Source organism: Dysgonomonas massiliensis (assembly GCF_900240225.1).
GTDB classification, from domain to species: domain Bacteria; phylum Bacteroidota; class Bacteroidia; order Bacteroidales; family Dysgonomonadaceae; genus Dysgonomonas; species Dysgonomonas massiliensis.
Window position 1 is genome coordinate 272,290 of record NZ_OEPV01000004.1, and the last position, 21,543, is coordinate 293,832.

Below are 21,543 nucleotides of genomic sequence, written 5' to 3' on the forward strand. Positions count from 1 at the left end.
TTTATAATATTCCTCTAGCTTTGAATTCTAAATATTTATTGATCGAATTAATTGTAAGTTCTTCTGGTTTAGACAATATTGTATGAATTCCATTCCTATTAAGCTCCTTTACAATAAGTCTTTTATCATTACTCATCTTTTCAGCAGTACCTTTACGGAAAGCATCTTCAGCATTATCAATAGACGAATCCAGTATTTTTTCAAATTCTGTATTTTCAAAGAACGCAACCAAAACCAAATGATTCTTAGCTAATGTCTTCAGATATCTAAGCTGTCGGCGTGTAGCATTTAGAGTTTCGAAATTTGTGTATAGAATAATTAGACTTCTTTGATTCAATTTACGACGCACGTAAATACAAAGACGCTCGTAATTCGGTTCTTTGAAGTCAGTTTTCTGAGCGTATAGAGCCTCCAAAATAATATTGCGTTGCTTACGGCTTTTGTCGGCTGGAATAATATCATCAATATTTTTCGAAAACGTTATTAGTCCAACTTTATCACCTTTATGTAATGCTGTATTGATGACCATCAATGATGAATTAATCGCATAGTCGAGCAAAGTCATTCCATTGAAAGGCATTTTCATGCTTCTGCCTTTATCTATTAAGCAATAAATAGGTTGAGATTTCTCTTCTTCATAAGTATTAACCATTAATTGACTGGTGCGAGCTGTGGCTTTGTAATTTATAGTACGCGGATCATCACCATAAACATAATGTTTAATCTGGTCAAATTCGGAAGCATTCCCTACCCTGCGTATTCGTTTTACTCCATAATCAGTCAACCGATTAGAAGCTGCTAATAGCTCATATTTATGCATCTCAATAAAAGCCGGATAGACTGCTACTTGTTGAGCATTACCACATATATATCGACGTGTAATAAGTCTTAATACTCCATCGGCAAATATATTTATGTATCCGAATGAATATACTCCTCGTTGAGTTGGACGGAGGTTGTATTTTTGTTCATATTCTTCATTTGGTGATAAATTAAATTTATAGATGGTGTCATTTTGCTGAAATTGGAAAGGAACTTCCTCAATAACAGTAACTGAACATGTGTATGTATAGTTACTTCTTATATGAAGAGAAACTTCATTCTGATCGCCATTTGATAGTCTCTCTGGGCAGATACGATATGCTTGTATTCCATTTTTTATTCTGTATACAGAAAGTATATCTATCGCAATTAATATTATAAAAGTGATAATCTCAATGATTGCAACCAATATAAGAGCTGGAAACGGATAGCACATAAAAAGTGTTATCACACAAATAGCTAATGCGATAAAAAAACGTCTTGATAAGAATAAACTTTTAAAAAAGCCTATCTTGGAACTTGAGTCTTGTCTAAAATCTGCCATATAATAGTATCGGCCGAAGTGCCGTCCATTTCTTTTTCCGGTGTTAAAATAATTCTGTGTCTCAGCACAGGCACTGCCATTTCCTTGATATCTTCAGGTGTGACAAAGTCTCGTCCTCTGATTGCAGCTAATGCTTTGGAGGCATTGAATATAGCCAATGAAGCTCTAGGCGAAGCCCCTAAGCTGATCCACGGACTTTGGCGTGTAGAAACTACAATTTGTGCAATATATTCTAAAAGGTGGCGTTCTACGATAACTTTTTCGATATCTTGTCGAAGAGAATTAAGCTCCTCTTTACTTACGATTGGCTCAAATTTGGAATTTGATTCTAACTCACCTTTATCCTGACGTTCAAGAATTGAGATTTCATCTACAATATTCGGATAATCGACAAGAACTTTAAATAAAAAACGATCTAACTGTGCTTCAGGCAATCGATAAGTACCTTCATGTTCTATAGGATTTTGTGTGGCAATAACCAAGAAAGGATAGTCTAATGTATAGGTTTCTCCATCATTGGTAATTTGTCTTTCCTCCATTACTTCAAATAGAGCCGCTTGAGTTTTTGCCGGAGAACGATTAATCTCATCTATCAATACAATATTAGAGAAAATCGGTCCTTTTTTATATTCAAACTTTCCACTAGAAGGAATGAAAACACTCGTCCCCAGAACATCTGAAGGCATTAAATCCGGAGTGAACTGTATTCGTTTGAATTGTGCATTGATAGTTCTCGATAGGAGTTTAGCTGTTAATGTTTTAGCTACACCAGGAACACCTTCAATCAATACATGCCCATTCGATAATATTGCTACAACCAACTGCTCGATTAGCTGATGCTGTCCAACAATGACACGACCGATCTGATCTTTTATCTTTTGTACACTATCTTGTAACTGTGTGAAATCGATTCTCGATTCAAAATTTAAATCCTCTGACATAGTAGTATGCTATTTTGATTTGTTTTTGGCACAATCGTAAAACTTCTCCAATAATGAATTATACTGCATAAACTGTGCTTCTGTGATATGCAAGTATAACATAATATCATTATGAAGATTAAATATTTTAGAAATTTCGTTTTTATCCATACCCGATTTTGCATGTAATAAATCAATAAATTCATCATTGATATTCTCTGTCGGTATATAATAATTAGTTCTAATAAATTCAAGGAAATAAGCATGTCGCTTTGATGCGATTGCTTTATAATCCTTTTTCTTATAGAATAAATTGCTGATAGTACTCATAAATTCTATTGACGAATTTATGGGTTGTTTTATTTCAGGAATAATACGCTGCTTTCTTTTTGAAGCAAATATCATATAGAGAATAAATCCTAGAAATATAAGTATAAGAGAAGCTAAAAGAGGTGGGCTATTCAACATTACTTTAAATAGTCCGTCTCCCATACTAGCGTCTTCGCCATATCTGCGTTTATATGATTTTTTTGAATATTCATCCCAAATAATATGGCTCTCTTTAGGTATGTACGACAAGCAACGAAAAGCAAAATCATACTTTTCTTTATCTAACAAACTGATATTTGTAAAAGCTACAGGTAAAGTATTAAGGTATATAAATCCCTTGCCATATTGAATTTTTACAAATGAGCTTTGTTTTAGCTTCTCGTTTGTAGCTAATGTCCGTATGGGAAGTTTGCAAGAATCAGTATCAATTAAGTTGTGATTGCTTAGAATTATGCTTTTGTAATTATAGACCTTAGCAGTATCATAATCAGTAAGAATAAACGCTGTATCTTGGATATGGTATATATCATCTAAACCCAAGGTATCAAGCAGCTTCGAATCGAAAGTTTCTGCAGCTATAAAAGCATTGTTGCCAACGGCTACAAAATCCAACAAGTATACAAGTTCATCATGATGATACAAATCAAAGCTTTTAGTTATTGATAAGTAGGTCGATACAACTTCAACGTCTACAATAGTGTCATAAAATGCCATTGTTAGAGAATCTTGTACTTCACCTTCTTCCAGATCATAGTAGTCTATGTATCCATCAAGATATGGATATATGGCCTCGCCTACCGGATCTTTGCTTACAATAATATTATCTTCTTCGAATATATCTTCTAGTAAATCAAAAAGAATAAAAGTGCCATAAGGATTTTTATCTGTATTCTTCAGAGTAGGTTTCCAGTTTGTCTTTTTAGTACATGACGGAAAAGAACACAGTGCAATAAAACAGATACAGACTGTGACAATTCTAAATATTATGTTTAGTTTATCTTTCATCTGTTATCATTTTATTGAATGCATTCATTTTCTTTTCTGCTATAGCAAATTCAGCTTCCTTAATAGGGAACTCCCCGTACCAAATATAATCGAAGAGTATAGTTGTAGCAAGAAAACGATCTCGGATATCCTTGTCTTGTATCTCCGACTGATAACTATAATTTGTTTTATTCTCAGCCCACGCGATGTAATTTCTATCTGACAATGATTTTAGATTACGTAAATACATATATCTTATTGCAAGTCTATAATCTCCTACAGATAAAGCTTCTTGTATCAATTTATTAAAGCCAATATTCTCATCATTTCCAGTTAGAATATCGGTTTCGGATAATTCTTCTTTCCATTTCTTAGCGAAGACTTGTTTCAGATCAATTTTTGCAATCCTCATTACGATAACAAGTATTGCAAATACAAAAAGGACTATAACTATGAATGTTAGAACTCCGCTTCCAAATAGCCACTCAAAAAACTTCCCGATTGCTCCAAAAAACTTGAGTAAAAAATCATCGAGCCAAGTTGGATCAGCTTTTTCAGCTTCAGGTTTTACATACTCAAAACGAGAATCCGATCGGAAACCATCTATTTTATCAGGATCAGGATAACGAGTAGTTGGTACAGAGTATAATTCATTGTTTATTGGTTGTGAATCATCAAGGCCTACAACCAACTCTTCATCATTGTAGTTAGGTGCAGAGATAAATTCCTCTTGGCTTTTAGCAATAAGAGATATAGATATAAGGTGTATTATAAAAATACACCTTATTAAAGACTGCTTTATATATTCTTTGTTTTTTAGCAATTTAAAGTGATTGATTGTCTTTCGTACCTATATTTTCAATAAACTGCTCCATCGGTTCAGTTCCAGTCTCAGCAATTCGACTATAATACATAGCTCCAATTATGATTACAAAAAATGGAGTTGTAAATAAACTTCCTAAATAAGGTATTAGTGAAGTTATATATATAGCAATTGGATTACTAAATGCGGAGAGCCCTAACGCTCCTGCAAAACCAGTCATAAAACTTGGAATAGCAGTAATCATATATATAATTGCAAGTAAGAAGATGGTTATTAATACTATTAGAAATGTAATCCACCAATTACCTTTTACTAATTTAGCACTTCTCGAAAAACATTCAGTTATAGAACTATTTTCTGCTGCATATGTATATGGGAAAAAGGCTAGATATATTCCGACAATTATTCCTGGTATAATGCATAAAAGAAAGCCCAGATTCAAGATAAATCCGAAAATAATATGGCATACAGTCAGCGGTAAAAAAACTTTTTTTACTAGATTCCATACTTCAGACTGGCTAATATTCCCATTTTCAGATCTTACGTAAAGTATTACATAGCAAAGTGGATAAAGTGCCATTATCATACCTCCTAAAAAAAGGAATATATATCCTATGATAGCAATAGGTGTGAACATTTTAGCATATAAGGACCATATTTCAGTAGGATCACTCATTGCTCCTAAATTCGCATATGATTCCATGAATTCGGATTGACCGGATTGCATTAGAAAAAGTCCGACCATTATAATAGGAAGGCTAAATACTAGCCCTCTGAGAATCGAACCAATATTTTGCTTCAGAAAAGCGAATGAAACGTCAAATGTCTCAGAGAAGTCTCTTTGTTTGATTAAATTAATTTTCTGTTTGTTTTCCATTTAAGTTTTTGTTTAAAATTGATGGATATAGAAAGAAATACCATAATATAAATAAAGCTGAAGCACCAATAACCACTATATTGAAGATAATTGGTAAATCTGTTAATCTAGTCCAGAAGCTTTCGATGAACGCAGCTACAATGAAAACTGGAATCAGTCCTACAGCTATCTTTAAGGCATCTTTTGCCGAATTTTGCAGTGAAATAATCCTTTTACGATTTCCTGGGAATAAGATACTATTGCCAATAATAAAGCCTGCTCCTCCTGCAATTACAATTGCCGATATTTCTAAAGTGCCATGTAGCCATATGGAGGCAACCGATGTCCATAATAAGTCTTGATCGTAAAAGAAATACTGGAATGTACCTAACATGACACCATTACTGAAGAGAATGTATGCTGTCCCAACTGACAAAAATATTCCGAAAATAAAAGCTATGAAAGCGACACGAATATTATTGGTCGATATCATAAAGAACATAGGAGCTTCATCTGAACTTTTGTATACAGCCATAGGGTCTCCACTCTCAATATTGTCGATTGTCATATTTACATAATCAGGCCCAAGGATATTATCAGCAAAGCTAGAATCCTGTGATTGAGAAAAGACTCCTAATAATACTCCTACAAATAGAGTGAGAAATGAATACAACATACACTTACGATGTTTATACATGATAAGTGGCAACTCTGTTGTCCAAAAAGTAATTAAACGATTCTTCTGTTTCTTTCTATACTGATAGATATCTATGAAGTATCCTCCAGTCAATCGATTTAAATATCGTACAGTCTGCGACTGAGGATAGAATGTTCTGGCATAGGCTAGATCATCAGTGAGTTCAACAAAGTTTTCAGCCAAATTTTCAGCCGAAATATCTTTGTTTGCAGTTTGATTTTCTATTTCCTGCCATTTATCTTTATTCTCTTTAATAAACGCAGCTTCTCTCATCGATATATTCTGTAGTGTTTGGAATGCATAACAAAGATAAACTATTCCTTTAAATTTTATAAATAATGAGGACAATTATCATAAAAAAATTAAATTTGCTATAAATATAAGATTACAACATAATAATATGTCAATTCAAGTCGAAACTCCGCAAAATGTAACTATTGATTATGAACCAGCAGGATTAGGTTTCCGAGCATTGGCATATATCGTTGATTTATTGGTCAAGGGGGCATGGGCTCTTCTATGTTTCTATATTACATTCAGAATGTTGAAACTAGACGAAACAGACTTTTTTGATGACTACTTTTCTCTGTATACCTATATCATAGTTTTGGCTGTACCAATAATCTTTTACGATCTTCTTTTTGAATATTTCAACCGAGGACAAAGTCCAGGCAAAAAGATATTTAAAATTCGTGTAGTTAATATCAATGGATCAATGCCGAGCTTTGGCAGCTACTTAATGCGTTGGTTATTTAGGCTGGTAGATATAGACCTTTTCTACGCAATGCCTGGTATTATATCAATCCTTTCAACTAAAAATTCACAGCGTATTGGCGATATTCTAGCTGGTACTACTGTTATAAGCTTGATGATAGACAAGAAGAATAAACTTGAGATTCCGAATTTAGAGTATAATGATAACTATAAAGTTGTGTATTATGACGTCTTAGATAAGTTATCAGACCGGGATATACAGATGATACGCTCGATTTTAGATGATAATAAAATGAAAGATAATGAATACTTTACCACTAAGCTTGTAGATCGGATTAAAACAATAACGGGATATAGCTTTGATGGTGACAACCATTCCTTTCTCGTTAAATTACTAGACGATTATAATTACTTAGCTTTGCAACAATAATATATATAATAGAATGAATAATATAGAGTGCGTCCTTTTTGATTTAGATGGTGTCGTGTTAGACACTGAAGTACAATATGATGTTTTTTGGGGAAATGTCGGAAAAAAGTACAAACCTGAAATTGATCATTTCGAGCGAGTAATTAAAGGGACTACCCTACCGAATATACTGAAGAATCACTTTGAAAATTTATCGGAAATTCAATTAAAAGAGCTAGTTAATGATCTTGATATCTTTGAGGCTAATATGGATTTTCGTGAAATAAAAGGATCAATCCAATTTATAAAAACATTAAAAGCCTCGCAATTTAAAGTTGGACTGGTTACTAGCTCAATGGATAGTAAAATGAAAGCAGTAAATGATGCTATTCATCTGGATTTACTTTTCGATGATATCGTAACTGCAGCTCATGTCAAGCAAGGGAAACCGAATCCCGAGTGTTTCCTTATTGCAGCTAAGCATCTAAATGTTAAACCCGAAAGTTGTTTAGTATTCGAAGATTCACTAGCTGGAATTGATGCTGCAACTGCTGCAGGTATGAAAGTAATAGGTTTAGCTACAACATTACCAAAAGAAAAGCTTGAAGCACATGGTAAATGCCAAGCTATCATTCCTAATTTTGACGGAATGACTGTTGATAAATTATTAAACTTACTGCGCTAGCTTACTCTTCAATCAGGGATAACTTAGCAATCATTTTGTCTCCTAGTTCAGATTTAGCTTTGATATGTTCTATAACGGCTTTAACAAAAGGGTTTTCTTCGAAAACTCCACGCACTTGCTCAAAGTCATTTTTCTTATCAAAGCTATCCCCATCCATACCAAAACTTGTATGCGTAGGTAATGAGAACTCTTTGCGAGCGTCTTCGTAAATCAATTTATCGAGACCGATTACAGCCTCTTTCCATTTTTCTACGATTTCTATAATATCTTGTGCTGTAATATCTTTCAGAGTTAAACCAAAATAAGATTGAATCTTATCCCAAGCCCAAGTCCACTCGAGTGTATAATAGTCTTTATGTAGTTGATCAAAGACTGCATTTATTTCTTCTATATCTGTAATCTTGTCAGTCTCTATATCTGTTATCAATCTGTCGATTTCAGTACTTGGTGCTAGTAGTCCTGCTAGATCTCGCCACAGATTTAAACCAACTTCTGTATCTGGCTGTAGACGTTGTCTTATTTCTTCATTTGTCTTGAATGGATAATTTTCGAGACGTGAAATAATAGAGTTCCCAAGAAATTTAATAATTGCAGTATGATATAGCTTTAATCCTTTTTCTATTGCAGTGCCTTTAATCGCACAATTTTGATAAGTATACATTCCCGAGCTTTTACCACAAGCTTTTTGTAAGCCTGTCAAAACTTCAATTGCCTGAAACATTTTTTGTACTGTATATGGGCTCAATAAATTGAAATTTATCTTATCCAACTGATTGGGATCTTTCCTTTTATCACGTTTTGGAAATTTTTGAGCGTCGCGAATTGTTCCTACACTTTTCAAATTCAGACCAGGATAAACCATCGTTCCATTATCACATTCTATGAGATATGAAAATGGAAGTTTAGATGTATCTGAGTGTCCAGTATGGCGTCCCATAACAAGAGAAAAAGCTCCTATTTTGGCTGGCCATAAGATATAAGAGTCACTGGTTGTTTTACCTCCTCGTTCCATTACACCCTGATGGATAGGCCCTAGTTTATACATGTGGTTACTCTGATTGGAACCTGAACCTGCATTCATAAACGAGAACATACCTGCAATCAATAATGTAGATTTATGGTGCGTAACAGTATATGGTCCTGCGAAAGTTGCGCAAGCTTCTCCATTTTCACCCTGACAGTTACTGAAAAACAAAGTATCACTAGCAGAGTAAGTATGTCCTAAATGGCAAGCTTGTCCTACAAAACAACGTGTAAGCATAGTACCATCTTCAACACGTGATCCCGAACTTATAATAAAATCTTCGGCCATCACATTATATCCTATATGAACGGGGTCGGAACTATTACTGTTTACACTTCCATTATACAGATATCGTACTCCTTCTAGTACAGCATCATCGCCAATACAAACATTACGAATAGTTCCTGTATTTACAATTTTAACGTTATTTCCTATCTTACCGATAGTGGAAAGTTTCTTTTTAGTGTACTGATCTACTATTTTTTGCATCTTTTCGATCAATATAGGACGATGGCGGTAAAAAGATTGTATATAAGCGAAGTGAGCGCTTAAAATATCACTTATTGTAACTTCTCTACCTCCGGTTTCGTTCAGTACTGCGACTTGTACTCCATTTCCGAAAGAAGTTTCACCTTCTACGTATATCGACTCTGTATTTTGTATTCTTACATTATCACCTACCTCGTAGTTCGCTATATAATTGTGTATATTTTCTATATAAACATTATTTCCTAGAGAACAATTATGTAAGCAGACATTACGAATGCATGAGTGTTTTTGCAATCCTCCTGGGAAGTCGTGAGTCTCGTCCAGAAGTCCAAGTTTTATATTTCCTGAAAAAGTAACAGATGTAACAAATTTTGAGTTAAAACGATCTTCTACTTGAATAGTATTCCAATCATCGGCAGTACAATTTTGCTGTATCAACCTACTAATTTCTTCTTGCGTAAGTTTACGATATGCCATTGGTTTTCGTTTTATTTATTGATAAAAAGTAACAGAAGTAACGAAAGTAGTACTTATCAATTTTGGTACTCTTCCATACTTCTTCGAACGTATATAATATAGATAAAGCTGCGGAATTAATTTACAGCTTTCAGGCTCATATCTTTCAGTTTAGCATTATAGATTATTGCACCAGATGAGATATAATCAACACCTATAGCAGCAATGCGAGAAACAGCTTCTTTTGTAATGCCTCCAGATGCTTCAGTTTTAGCTCTGCCATCTATAATTCTAACAGCTTCTTTCATCTCTTCATCAGACATATTATCTAACATAATAATATCTACCACATTGGTAGCTAATGCTTCGCGCACTTCATCCAAATTGCGAGTTTCAACCTCAATTTTCAAATCTTTACCTATCGTTTCAAGATATTTTACAGTAGAAGCTACAGATTGAGTTATACCCCCTGCATAATCGTTGTGATTATCCTTCAGCATTATCATGTCAAAAAGTCCGTAACGATGATTTGTAGCACCACCAATATACACAGCCCATTTCTCACACATGCGGAAGTTTGGTGTTGTTTTTCGTGTATCTAGCATTTCCGTATTAGTACCTTTCACAAGGTTTGCAACCTCTCTGGCAGATGTTGCAATGCCACTCATGCGTTGCATACAATTCAAAACAAGGCGTTCCATTGTCAAAATTGATCTGGCGTTTCCTGAAACTATAAAAGCTATATCTCCTTTTTTAGCTTCTTCACCATCATGCTTGAATATTTCAATCTCTAGTGAGCTATCATAATAATGAAAGATTTCTTTAGCCAAATCTATTCCAGCCAAGACACAATCATCTTTTATGATCAATCTGGCTTTTTGTACCGAATTTTCAGGAACACTTCCTAGTGTAGAATGATCACCATCGTCAACATCTTCTTTTATAGCTTGGCTAATAAAGTGATATAGTCTTTCGTCTGTTACGTATGGAGGTCTGTTCATATTCTTATTTTTTTTGACTAAATAAATATTTTAAAGCTATTCAGAATCCTTATCTAAATCTTTATTGTAGAATGCACCTTTATTTTCGGTTTGTTCAATACTTTGATTTATAATAAGCCAAGCTACACTTGTCAGATTACGAAGTTCTGATAATTCAGGCGAAAGCTTTGAGAATTTATAAAGTTCTTTCACCGATTTATAAATATCTTCTTCTTTTTGTTTTGCGATTTCTAGACGTCTGTTACTGCGAACGATACCTACTAAGTCACTCATCAATTGTTGAAGATCTTTTCGTAGATAAGTCAGTAAAACTTTTTCGTCATTTGGTCTTACCCCTTCTTCATTCCATTCGGGTATGCTATGCAGCTTCTCATAATTGAAATCATCCAAATCTAGTCTTTCAATTGTTTTCATTGCTGCTCGATGAGCAAAAACCAATGCTTCTAGCAATGAGTTTGAAGCTAATCTGTTTGCTCCATGAAGTCCCGTATTCGAGCATTCACCTACTGCAAACATGTTTGTAATAGTACTTTGTCCATAAAGATCGACATCAATTCCACCACATAAATAATGGCTTGCAGGAACAACCGGAATAAGGTCTTTAAACATATCAAGACCTTCATCCTGACATTGTTTATAAATATTGGGGAAATGCGCTAAAAATTTGTCTCTGTCCAGATGTCTGCAATCAAGACAAACATAATCATCTCCTCGTAGTTTCATTTCATTATCTATAGCCCGAGCTACAATATCGCGTGACGCTAGTTCTTCACGATCGTCATATTTGTGCATGAATGGTTCGCCGCTTTTGGTACGTAATTTTGCGCCAAAGCCACGAACAGCTTCAGATATTAATGGCAATTGCCCTGGATGCTTGCTATAGAATACAGTCGGGTGAAACTGTATATATTGCATATTGCTTATGCGAGCTTTAGCACGATGTGCCAACCCGATTCCATCTCCGGTAGCAATAGTCGGATTCGAAGTGTTCTTATATACATGTCCACATCCTCCGGTTGCCATCAGCGTAATCTTTGCCGACATTTTTACGATTTTCTGAGTCTTGATATCAAGAACATATGCACCATAGCAATTCAGGTTATATTTATTAAATTCCTCGTTAGGAATATGATGCTCTGTTATAAGGTCAATCACATAATGATGACTTAACAACTCAATATTAGATAGTTGTTGAATAGCGGTAAGCAAAGCTCGCTCAATCTCGTACCCGGTAATATCTTTATGATGAACCACGCGGTTTTCGGTATGTCCACCTTCACGACCAAGATCGTAGGTTTGAGCATCATTTTTATCAAAATTAGCACCCCACTCTACCATTTCTCTGATACGTTCAGGGCCTTCTTTGACAACAACTTCTACAGTTTCTAGTTTCGACATATTTGCTCCGGCACGCAATGTGTCTTGGATATGCTTCTCAAAACTATCTTTCGTAAAGTCTGTAACTACAGCTACGCCTCCTTGAGCATACTTCGTACTAGACTCTTCGCTATCGCCTTTTGTTACTATTGTTATTCGGGCTTGTGGATGTTTATTCGCTATTTTCAGAGCGTACGACAATCCTGAAACTCCTGATCCAATAACTAGAACATCTGTATAAATCATCTATTTAATCTTTTGAGAAAGTTCAAGCATTCTATTTATCGGTTTCAACGCTTGCAATCTAAGCTCTTCATCCATTATTATTTCAGGCAATTCATATTTCATGCACAGATATAGCTTTTGAAGAGTATTAAGTTTCATGAAATGACATTCACTGCATTTACATGATTCGTCTTGTACAAGTGCTGGAATTAACTTCTTATTAGGAGCTTTCTTTTGCATCTCGTGAAGTATACCTTCCTCTGTAGCAATAATATATTCAGTGCTATCATCTTCTACCACATAGTCTAAGAGTCGAGATGTAGAACCTATAAAATCAGCCATTTTTAAGATAGGCTTAGGTGTCTCAGGATGCGCTATAAGTTTTGCATTCGGATGATCGATCATTTGTTGGCCTATTCTTTCAAGAGAGAAAGCTTCGTGAACAATACAAGCTCCGTCCCACAATATCATATTGCGACCCGTTGTCTGATTGATATAGCGACCTAAATTACGATCCGGAGCAAAAATTATTTCCTGATCTTCCGGTAAGGAATTTATTATATGTTCTGCATTAGAAGATGTTACAATAATATCACTTTCGGCCTTAACACCAGCATCGCAATTTATATAACTTACTACAATTGCTTTTGGATGTTTTTTTCTTAGTTCGCGCAGGCCTTCACCCGAGCATGAATCAGCTAATGAGCATCCTGCTAATAAATCAGGTAAAACTACTTTTTTATTTGGATTTAAAATTTTAGCAGTCTCGCTCATAAAATGTACTCCGCAAAATACAATCATGTCTGCATCAGTTTTTTCTGCAGCACGAGCAAGTTGCAAACTATCACCAAGAAAGTCGGCTAAGTCTTGTATTACTCCTGGCTGATAATAGTGAGCCAGAATTATAGCATTCTTTTCTTTTCTGATGCGATTTATTTCCTCTATGAGATTTATTCCTTGAGGAATTTCAATATCTAAATACCCTTTGATTGGTAGATTTTCGATAGCTTTTTCTAATGTTGACATCTTTATATTGGATAAAAAATACGTACGAAGTTACACATTTATATTAAATCTTTTATGCTTCTAATGTTTTTGATTTGCAAAAAAGTAAATATACTATCTTCTGGCTCAATATCAAAAGCAATTAAACTCATTAGTATTTTGATATTATTTGCAATTTAACTACATTTGGATATGATCATAAAGTTTAAGTATTATGAAAAGACTCAACCTATTTTTGTTTTTAATTTGCATATTTTTTTGTTCCTGCTCGTCCTTGTCTTATTTATCTACAATTAAAAGTTCTACACAAGGCGTAGAACAAGGTGAAATTGGAGAATTTATCGTTGACAACGATAGCCTGCAGATAATATATAATTTCAATGGTATAAATGCACCTATACATGTTGAAGTATACAATAAACTATCAAAACCTCTTTATGTAGATTGGAATAGATCAGCCATAGTAATTAACGGAACTGCTACAAATTATATTGGTAAAACAACTAAGATTTACGGTCGTGCTACGGGATCTACATATGGAACCGAGAATTATAGTTGGGGAAGGGCTAATTTCGTTGGAAATGTTGATTTAGCTGTGCCAATTAGTATTATTCCTCCCAAATCTAGGATCAAAGAGACACACCTATCCCTAAAAGTTAAATTTCAAAATATTGACACGAAGCAATTTACAAGAACGAAGATTGGATTATCTGGCGGTTCGGAATATGCTAGAGCTGAGCAGGCTTCATTTTCGGAAAACGAGACGCCTTTCGCTTTTCAGAGCTTTTTAACACTACAGTATGAAGGAGAGGATTATTTTCATTATGATAATGATTTTTATGTTGAAAAGCTCATTATCTTGAAAGATCGTGTAGGTTATGGAGAATTACCTAATAATATAAAGAACAGAGCTGATTATTTCTACATGAATGAATAATTTTAATTAAATATTAGATAGATGATGAAAAAAGGATAACCCGAATGGATTATCCTTTTCTTATTTATGGAAAGATCAATTATTGAGCTTGACCTTCGCTACCAAGCACGCTTTGAATTTTGTGCTTGTATAATTTTTTCATATTATCACGAGCTGGACCTAAGTATTTACGAGGGTCAAATTCAGCTGGTTTTTCTGCAAATGTTTTACGAACTGCAGCAGTCATTGCTAGACGGCTATCAGAGTCGATATTGATTTTACATACTGCTGATTTTGCAGCTCTGCGTAGTTGCTCTTCAGGAATACCGATTGCATCTTTCAATGCACCACCGTATTTGTTGATTGTAGCAACTTCTTCTTGAGGAACAGATGAAGCTCCGTGAAGTACGATAGGGAATCCTGGAAGTTCTTTTTCAACTCCTTCAAGGATATCGAAACGTAATGGTGGTGGAACCAAGATGCCATTTTCGTCTCTTGTACATTGTTCTGGAGTAAATTTATTAGCTCCGTGAGATGTACCAATTGAAATAGCTAATGAATCACAACCTGTTCTTGATGAGAAGTCTACAACTTCTTCAGGGTTTGTATATGTGTGGTGTTCTGCAGAAACTTCGTCTTCTACACCAGCTAATACTCCTAATTCGCCTTCAACTGTAACATCGAATTGGTGAGCGAATTCTACTACTTTTTTAGTAAGTGCGATATTTTCTTCGTATGGAAGGTGTGAACCGTCGATCATAACTGAAGAGAAACCTGCTTCGATACAAGATTTACAAGTTTCGAATGAATCACCATGGTCAAGGTGAAGTGCGATTTGTGGTTTTTCCCATCCTAAGCTTTTTGCATATTCAACAGCTCCTTGAGCCATATAGCGAAGAAGAATAGGATTAGCATATTCACGTGCACCTTTTGATACTTGTAGGATTACCGGCGATTTTGTTTCAGCTGCTGCTGATACAATTGCTTGTAATTGTTCCATATTGTTAAAGTTGAATGCTGGGATAGCATATCCACCTTTAATAGCTTTAGCAAACATCTCTCTTGTGTTAACCAAGCCTAAATCCTTGTAATTTACCATTGTATTTGTTTTTATAAGTAATTTTATTGGTTTTAATAATATATCGATACAAAAATAACAAAATAAAATGAATCTATGATAATGAATTTACATTATCATAGATAGATATCCTTTATATTTATTTTGACCAAAGTGGAGTTGGGTATTCACCCGCATCAACTAAACTTTGTAATTTTTCGACTACCGATGGACGATCTTGTGCATATGTTACTCCAAACCATTTAGATGGTGTATCCAATACTTTTACATCCGAAATGTTGTTTTGGATCAGATATTCAATCATTAGTGGAATAAAGTATTCAGCTTTGATGTTATCTTTATTTTCTTCCAAGAAATTAATAAAGAATTTTTTAGAGTGGGCAAAATAATCTGGAGTCAATCCCCACATATTCATCGATACTGGTGCATTTTCTTCTAATTCATGCCAGCTCTCATCTGCATCTTTATATTTAATTACGCCGTCAACTCGTTCTATATGTGTACGTTCTACTACATTTGCAAGAAATCCTTTTTCATCAGCTTTACATACACCACGAGCTACAGCACCACTTTCTGAAAGTGTATTGCTCAGTCTGTATCCAACCATGCAATAGTGGTTCTCTTTACCTGCCAATTTATTTAATTCGTCTGCTAGTATTTTGAAGCTCTCGCGACCGTAAAAATCATCTGCATTTATAACAGCGAATGGCTCATTGATAACACTTTCTCCCATCATTACAGCATGGTTTGTCCCCCATGGCTTTACTCTCTCTGGGTTAAGTGCGAATCCTTCAGGAAGGTTATGAAGTTCTTGGTATACAACCTCTACTGGAATATGATTTTCATATTTTGATATAATTTTTTCGCGGAATTCTTTATCGAATGATTCACGAATAACAAATACAAGTTTGCCAAATCCAGCACGAAGAGCATCATATACTGAATAGTCCATGATAGTTTCTCCGCTAGGGCCAACTCCGTCAAGTTGTTTTAATGATCCGTAGCGACTGCCCATTCCGGCTGCCAAAATAAATAGTGTTGGTTTCATTTAGTGGAAATTAAATTATATAATCTTTATTATTTGCATATCTAATTTAAAACTTTTCAGTTTTTTTTGATAAATAATAAAAACGCTAACATCGCGTTCATTAAGGAAATGCAAATATAAGCCTTTTTGTTAATTTTTCCATTGGCAAAACAATATAAATCCAGTAACAATTATCATATTTTAATAAATTGTTAAATGCATAAATTCAATATCAGAAGATATTTTAGTATTTTTGTCTTTAATTGATAATAAATAGTTGTTTTTGCCTTGATTTATATCGAAAAGAATTAGGTAAATGAAAATAAAATACGCCTCTCATTTCTTTACAATCATCATAGTCTGTCTCTTCAGCCTACCATCCTATGGCCAAAATATTGAAAGACAAAAAAATGATAGCATTCTTGAAAGAATGACTGATATTGATACCAATATAAAAGAGTATATAAAAATAGATACCGTTGGCGGAATAGCCTTCAGACATATGGTTGATTCTTTATTAAACGAAATCAGCTATAAAGCACCTCGAGATGCTAATGGTTTATTAATAGCTCCAAAAGACAACTGGGTACCTTTTGATAATTACATGAGTTTTAGAGACACTGTTATTTTCGATCCGGCATTCCTTCCAATCGTATTTGATGGAAAAATTATCCCTGATAATCTATCATTCCTATCTGGGGATAGTATTTATCAAAAAAAGGATACAAAACCTTCCTTTAGACTTATTGATCCATCAGCATCTGTTGCTAAATATTATGAAAAAGCCATAGATGTAAATAATCGTCGTCGTTCGTATTACATGAATAATCCGGAATCGGTTCAGTTGAACGCCTTCGAATTTGCTGAGCATCCGATTATTAAAGAAAATACGATGAAGAAAGTAAGTATTTTCGACAAACTTCTGAAGACGGATGATCCTATTACTTTGAGTAGTCCCAGTTTAGAAAAATTAGCAGTAAAGACATCTAAATGGAAAATTGTTGGAGATCATAATTTGAGTGCATCTTTTAATCACATCTCAGGAAACTGGAATGGCGGAGGTAATAGTTCGTATGGTGCTACTAGTCGCCAAGTTCTAAATATTGATTACAAACATAATCGCTTATCAGTTAAAAACACTATTGAATGGCGTCTTAGAATGCAAAAGCTCAAAGGCGCAGGAGATGAAAATGAGAAACGCGATTATGAGATTAACGAAGATTATTTAAGATTGGAAACAACAATGGGATACGATGCGTTTGACAAATGGGCATACTCACTGAAAATAAATGCAAAAACTCCTTTGTTTAACGCTTATAAGAATACGAATTCAAATTATCGTGTCAGAGCTTTCTTGTCCCCATTCGATTTCGACATCGGTCCCGGTATGAGCTATTCGTTGGAAAAGAAATCATCAAATGATAAGTACCGTAATTTGAAGTTGGCACTAGATATACAGCCATTTATTTTCAAATACAGATCGATAAGAAGCGATGCTGTAAACTACAAAGACTACGGAATGGAAGCCACAGTGACAGAAAATGATTTTGGAATAGTAGAGAGAATAAAAAGTTATAAGTGGGAACGAGGTACACAGGTACAACTGAAGTCTACAATCAATTTCAATCGTTTCTGTTCGTGGGACTCTAGAATGCAATATTTCTCAAATTACAGCTATACTATGTTTGAATGGGAGAACATATTAAAATACAGTTTGAACAGATACTTGGGGGTTATTTTGATGCCTTACTATAGGTTTGATGATGAAACTGTAGCAAAGAAAAGTAGAAATCACTCTTACCATCAGCTCAGATTTTCTCTTGAGTTTGGAGTCCAATTTAAATGGTAATATAGTTCTAAAAACATATATAGAAGGAGAATCGAATAGTTCTCCTTTTTTATGTATACTGGGAATAATAACTAACTTTATAGAAACGAATTCTATATATGATTAAATCTCAATATATATTAGACATATTAAACCTGCTCTTAGACCAAGAAGGAACTGAAAATGCTAAAAATCAGATTCAGTACTTAACGGATGCAGACTATAATTATACAGGAGCTGGCGTTTATATAACCTTTAAGGCTACTGAAAACATCAAAGAAGATTATCTATCTAAAAAAAGTGTTATTAAAGGAATAAATATTGAATCAAAAGAATTAGAAATAGGTGCTACAGCTCTTGTCTTTTGCAATCATGGCATTATAGAAACTTTAGAAATAGCTGCATATGGAGAGTTATATCCGAAAAAAAATTTGACAGATTATACCCTTTTACTCGATTACTGAAATTCATATCGTAAACTATAGAACAATATCTCCTCAAAACATTTTTGCTTGAGGATTTCTGCTTTTTGTGGAGTACAACACCAAAGTCTCGAACTCTTTTTGTGAGGATTGGGAAAATATTGTTAACTTTATTGAAATTAATGACTGTGACAAATGAAGACCAAAGTAGATATTGCATTAGCTTATATAAATGCTATCAATATGGCTAATATTGAAGAACTATATACACTAATGACAAAAAATCATTTATTTATAGATGCTCACGATAATAATGTCAAAGGCAAAGAGAATATGAAGCAATCATGGATAGATTATTTTATCATGTTTCCTGATTATAAAATTGAAGTAGTAGACATCCTTCAAAGAGACGATTTAGTTTGTATACTTGGGTATGCTAGTGGCACATATAAGAATTTTAAAAATAAAAAAAACAGTAATTATTGGAGAATTCCTGCTGCATGGACAGCAATTATTAAAAACAATCAAGTAAATCAATGGCAGGTTTATGCTGATAATATTATAGTTATGGATATAATTAATAGAGTGGAAAATAATAAATAATCCCTACATATAGCAAATGCAGGGATTTGATTTGAATTTGTGGAGCATATCGGACTATATTATAGACTGTAACACAGTGATATATACAAATCATGTAGCATAATTAGTAACATGTCAGATTCTTATTGTTATAAATTTATAAAATATTGCTACATCATTTTTCATACTCTCAAAGTATTGATAGGAAAGTACGTAAAACACGATAGCCTCTCATCTATCATACCAATCAACAGTTTTCCATATGACTATCGATCAGCTGGTAAACTTCGAGGGTGAGATACCCAAAGAGGTTACAATCGAGGATAAGTCAACCATCGAGCAAATGAAGATGATACAGCAGCTTGATGATGAAGATAAGCAGACAATCTTCAAACTGATCGACAAGATGCTGACAAATAAAAAGTTTAAAGATTTTTTCTCTAAAAATATTGCGACTTTGTAAAAAAAGACTGCCTATAATACAACGAACAAAGCCCACTTGTGACGGTGGGCTTTGTTCGTTGTATATAGATTACAAATAACCAAGTCAATGTAAAGCTTAAATTTAGAAATATCTAATTTCACTTAAAGATAATATAATACACTAATATCAAGCTAATAATCAAGGTTTACTCTTTAACCTTAACAATATATTTACTTGTAATATAATACCTATTACTACATAACAAAGCATAATATAAATACAGTCTTTTTGCTCTTCTAGTATTTGTCTTAATATACTAGCAGCGTCTGTACTTTCAAAAGGAATAGCTACCATTGTTATTTTAAATTTGAAATCTCTATAGCAAACAAAAAGCCTTTCAATTAAAAAAACAACTATTCCAATTGATAAAAGCATATATATCCTAATTAGTGTTTTCATATTCATCATTTTCTTACTACAACGGTAATTGGTTGTCTAGACAGATAATTTAGATGGGCTTGTAAAGCAGATGGCGCAACTGGTCGTACTTTTTCGATTACAGTTCCAAATTTTGGATGTGACACCTCACGCTGCATAGAATCTGATCCAGCTTTTTTCATAACATCGACAGTAAAAGTGGTGCAATTGTTCGCAAACATATCATATTTATCTAGGTTTATCTTCATTGATCCTGATGATTTGTCTTGCTCCAATATATTATCTTTCTTAACTGAACCTATTATTTCATCCATAACTGCCTCTACGGTATTATCAGTAGCATCTGTTATTTCATAGGTTTCATACTTTGTCTCTGATTTAGAATCTAAATATTTTTGAGCTTTTTCGCCTTTAAGCACATACAATATACCCTCTTTTTTATCATCTTGAGTATAATTTCCATATGTATATACCGTTAAATCGTCTCCATCTCCTGTACTAAACCAGCTATGACCATAACCAGTTGTTTCAGTATAAATCCTAACAGTGTCTCCTCTTGGATCCGTATAAATAAGAGGGTTATTAAGGCAATATGCATACGGAGAAATATTATAGTATTTCTCTGCTTTGGGATCTATCGTCGTAAACCTGCCGATTGCCGCATCATAGTGACGAGCCGAATAATCGTACATATTCAAACCATGCATCTTGTCAAGCTCCTTTCCATTGTATTTGTAAGGTTGCTCTCCTTGATTTTCACTATCCGCAAATGCTGAGCCGAAAGGATAATAATGCGTTTTTTGTATAGCTATCCCACTCTGATCGGCTACAACCCTATTATTACCCAAATGATCCGTCAGATAGAAATAATATTTCTTAACCATTGCATCGTAGTAACCACCATCTTCCAAAATACGTTTCAAAAAACCGTCTTCGTAGATCTTATTGCCTACATAGTCTGTCGTTTTAGGATCATTGTTGACCGCATTATAAGCTACTACCGAATTTACAGGAGAATTGCGTGTTTCTACAACTGTTTTATGTACAGTTTGTAATTTCTGGCCCGATGCTGAATACAAGTACTCAATGCTACCCTTTCCGTCTATCGCTATAGACTGAGGTAAATTTAGCGAATTATATCGAACAGCCCACAAAAAGTAACACTTTACTACATGTTTCATCGCTTAGTGCATTAATTTCGCAGTTGGGAAACCCGATTGGCAAAGAGAACGTGAAAAATGTAACCTGTTTGAGCGAAGCGAGTTTTTACATTTTGGCTCGCTAGCTTTGAACGGGTCAACGAGAAATGCAGCACAGTTTCTTTGTAACTTTCTTAGGTTAACGTGAGTTCGACATAAGATAAGTTCTTAATAACTAGCATAATAGAAGAAAGTTGATTAACTTTAAGTCTCTAACATTCAAAGTTTTAAATCAAAAAACATTCTATTATGCTAAGTCTTTGTGAAG

The 21,543-nt window shown here is 34.1% G+C and carries 21 protein-coding genes; 7 read left to right on the forward strand and 14 right to left on the reverse strand.

Annotated elements, in window-relative coordinates:
* Position 1 precedes the first annotated feature (1 nt).
* The 6 genes from C1A06_RS05965 to C1A06_RS05990 all read right to left on the reverse strand — a co-directional run bounded on the left by C1A06_RS05965 (position 2) and on the right by C1A06_RS05990 (position 6,249).
* Positions 2-1,258 carry a DUF58 domain-containing protein gene (locus C1A06_RS05965; protein ID WP_245872013.1) on the reverse strand — a complete coding sequence of 419 codons (1,257 nt, stop codon included), beginning with the start codon at positions 1,256-1,258 and terminating at the stop codon, positions 2-4.
* A gap of 71 nt (positions 1,259-1,329) precedes the next feature.
* The gene (locus C1A06_RS05970; RefSeq protein WP_101689330.1) at positions 1,330-2,307 is read right to left on the reverse strand and encodes an AAA family ATPase; all 978 of its coding nucleotides are present in this window, start codon (positions 2,305-2,307) and stop codon (positions 1,330-1,332) included.
* A gap of 9 nt (positions 2,308-2,316) precedes the next feature.
* The gene (locus tag C1A06_RS05975) at positions 2,317-3,621 is read right to left on the reverse strand and encodes a DUF4350 domain-containing protein (protein ID WP_101689331.1); all 1,305 of its coding nucleotides are present in this window, start codon (positions 3,619-3,621) and stop codon (positions 2,317-2,319) included.
* The gene (locus C1A06_RS05980; protein WP_101689332.1) at positions 3,611-4,423 is read right to left on the reverse strand and encodes a hypothetical protein; all 813 of its coding nucleotides are present in this window, start codon (positions 4,421-4,423) and stop codon (positions 3,611-3,613) included. The genes C1A06_RS05975 and C1A06_RS05980 overlap by 11 nt, the downstream gene beginning before the upstream one ends.
* Before the next feature lies 1 nt (position 4,424).
* Positions 4,425-5,300 (reverse strand): DUF7847 domain-containing protein, encoded by an 876-nt coding sequence (locus tag C1A06_RS05985; protein WP_101689333.1) that lies wholly within the window; start codon positions 5,298-5,300, stop codon positions 4,425-4,427.
* Entirely contained in the window at positions 5,278-6,249 is a 972-nt protein-coding gene (locus C1A06_RS05990; protein ID WP_101689334.1) for a stage II sporulation protein M, read from the reverse strand. Before C1A06_RS05990 ends, C1A06_RS05985 begins: the two co-directional genes overlap by 23 nt.
* A 127-nt stretch (positions 6,250-6,376) precedes the next feature.
* On the opposite strand from C1A06_RS05990, the gene C1A06_RS05995 reads away from it, so the two are divergent.
* Positions 6,377-7,120, forward strand: a complete 744-nt coding sequence (locus C1A06_RS05995) for an RDD family protein (RefSeq protein WP_101689335.1) — start codon at positions 6,377-6,379, stop codon at positions 7,118-7,120.
* A gap of 13 nt (positions 7,121-7,133) precedes the next feature.
* Positions 7,134-7,784 carry an HAD family hydrolase gene (locus C1A06_RS06000; RefSeq protein ID WP_101689336.1) on the forward strand — a complete coding sequence of 217 codons (651 nt, stop codon included), beginning with the start codon at positions 7,134-7,136 and terminating at the stop codon, positions 7,782-7,784.
* A gap of 1 nt (position 7,785) precedes the next feature.
* Here the strand turns inward: C1A06_RS06000 and C1A06_RS06005 are convergent, their stop codons facing one another.
* From C1A06_RS06005 to nadA, 4 genes are all read right to left on the reverse strand, one after another.
* Positions 7,786-9,774, reverse strand: coding sequence for a DUF4954 family protein (locus tag C1A06_RS06005; RefSeq protein ID WP_101689337.1), 1,989 nt, complete (start codon positions 9,772-9,774; stop codon positions 7,786-7,788).
* Positions 9,775-9,890: 116 nt separating this feature from the next.
* Positions 9,891-10,754, reverse strand: coding sequence for a carboxylating nicotinate-nucleotide diphosphorylase (gene nadC, locus C1A06_RS06010; protein ID WP_101689338.1), 864 nt, complete (start codon positions 10,752-10,754; stop codon positions 9,891-9,893).
* A 36-nt stretch (positions 10,755-10,790) separates the two neighbouring features.
* Positions 10,791-12,377, reverse strand: a complete 1,587-nt coding sequence (nadB, locus tag C1A06_RS06015) for an L-aspartate oxidase (protein ID WP_101689339.1) — start codon at positions 12,375-12,377, stop codon at positions 10,791-10,793.
* Positions 12,378-13,382, reverse strand: a complete 1,005-nt coding sequence (gene nadA / locus C1A06_RS06020) for a quinolinate synthase NadA (protein ID WP_101689340.1) — start codon at positions 13,380-13,382, stop codon at positions 12,378-12,380.
* A gap of 193 nt (positions 13,383-13,575) precedes the next feature.
* Here nadA and C1A06_RS06025 point away from each other — a divergent pair, with 193 nt between their 5' ends.
* Positions 13,576-14,298 carry a hypothetical protein gene (locus C1A06_RS06025; protein ID WP_145996352.1) on the forward strand — a complete coding sequence of 241 codons (723 nt, stop codon included), beginning with the start codon at positions 13,576-13,578 and terminating at the stop codon, positions 14,296-14,298.
* A 79-nt stretch (positions 14,299-14,377) separates the two neighbouring features.
* Here C1A06_RS06025 and C1A06_RS06030 read toward each other — a convergent pair whose 3' ends face one another.
* Both C1A06_RS06030 and C1A06_RS06035 read right to left on the reverse strand, forming a co-directional pair.
* A complete protein-coding gene (locus tag C1A06_RS06030) occupies positions 14,378-15,376 on the reverse strand; it encodes a class II fructose-bisphosphate aldolase (RefSeq protein ID WP_101689342.1) in 999 nt (332 codons plus the stop codon).
* Positions 15,377-15,494: 118 nt separating this feature from the next.
* A complete protein-coding gene (locus tag C1A06_RS06035) occupies positions 15,495-16,403 on the reverse strand; it encodes a glycosyltransferase family protein (RefSeq protein ID WP_101689343.1) in 909 nt (302 codons plus the stop codon).
* Positions 16,404-16,698: 295 nt separating this feature from the next.
* On the opposite strand from C1A06_RS06035, the gene C1A06_RS06040 reads away from it, so the two are divergent.
* From C1A06_RS06040 to C1A06_RS06055, 4 genes are all read left to right on the forward strand, one after another.
* Positions 16,699-18,231, forward strand: a complete 1,533-nt coding sequence (locus C1A06_RS06040; RefSeq protein ID WP_101689344.1) for a DUF3078 domain-containing protein — start codon at positions 16,699-16,701, stop codon at positions 18,229-18,231.
* 98 nt (positions 18,232-18,329) lie between these two features.
* On the forward strand, positions 18,330-18,674 hold the full coding sequence (locus C1A06_RS06045; protein WP_101689345.1) for a hypothetical protein: 345 nt from the start codon (positions 18,330-18,332) through the stop codon (positions 18,672-18,674).
* Between the two features lie 153 nt (positions 18,675-18,827).
* Positions 18,828-19,235, forward strand: a complete 408-nt coding sequence (locus tag C1A06_RS06050) for a nuclear transport factor 2 family protein (protein ID WP_101689346.1) — start codon at positions 18,828-18,830, stop codon at positions 19,233-19,235.
* Between the two features lie 241 nt (positions 19,236-19,476).
* Positions 19,477-19,677: a transcriptional regulator gene (locus tag C1A06_RS06055; protein ID WP_101689347.1), complete on the forward strand. Its 201-nt coding sequence runs from the start codon at positions 19,477-19,479 to the stop codon at positions 19,675-19,677.
* 159 nt (positions 19,678-19,836) lie between these two features.
* On the opposite strand, the gene C1A06_RS06060 is transcribed toward C1A06_RS06055, so the two are convergent.
* A complete protein-coding gene (locus C1A06_RS06060) occupies positions 19,837-20,097 on the reverse strand; it encodes a hypothetical protein (protein WP_145996353.1) in 261 nt (86 codons plus the stop codon).
* 5 nt (positions 20,098-20,102) lie between these two features.
* Positions 20,103-21,257, reverse strand: a complete 1,155-nt coding sequence (locus tag C1A06_RS06065) for an RHS repeat domain-containing protein (protein WP_101689349.1) — start codon at positions 21,255-21,257, stop codon at positions 20,103-20,105.
* Positions 21,258-21,543 lie beyond the last annotated feature (286 nt).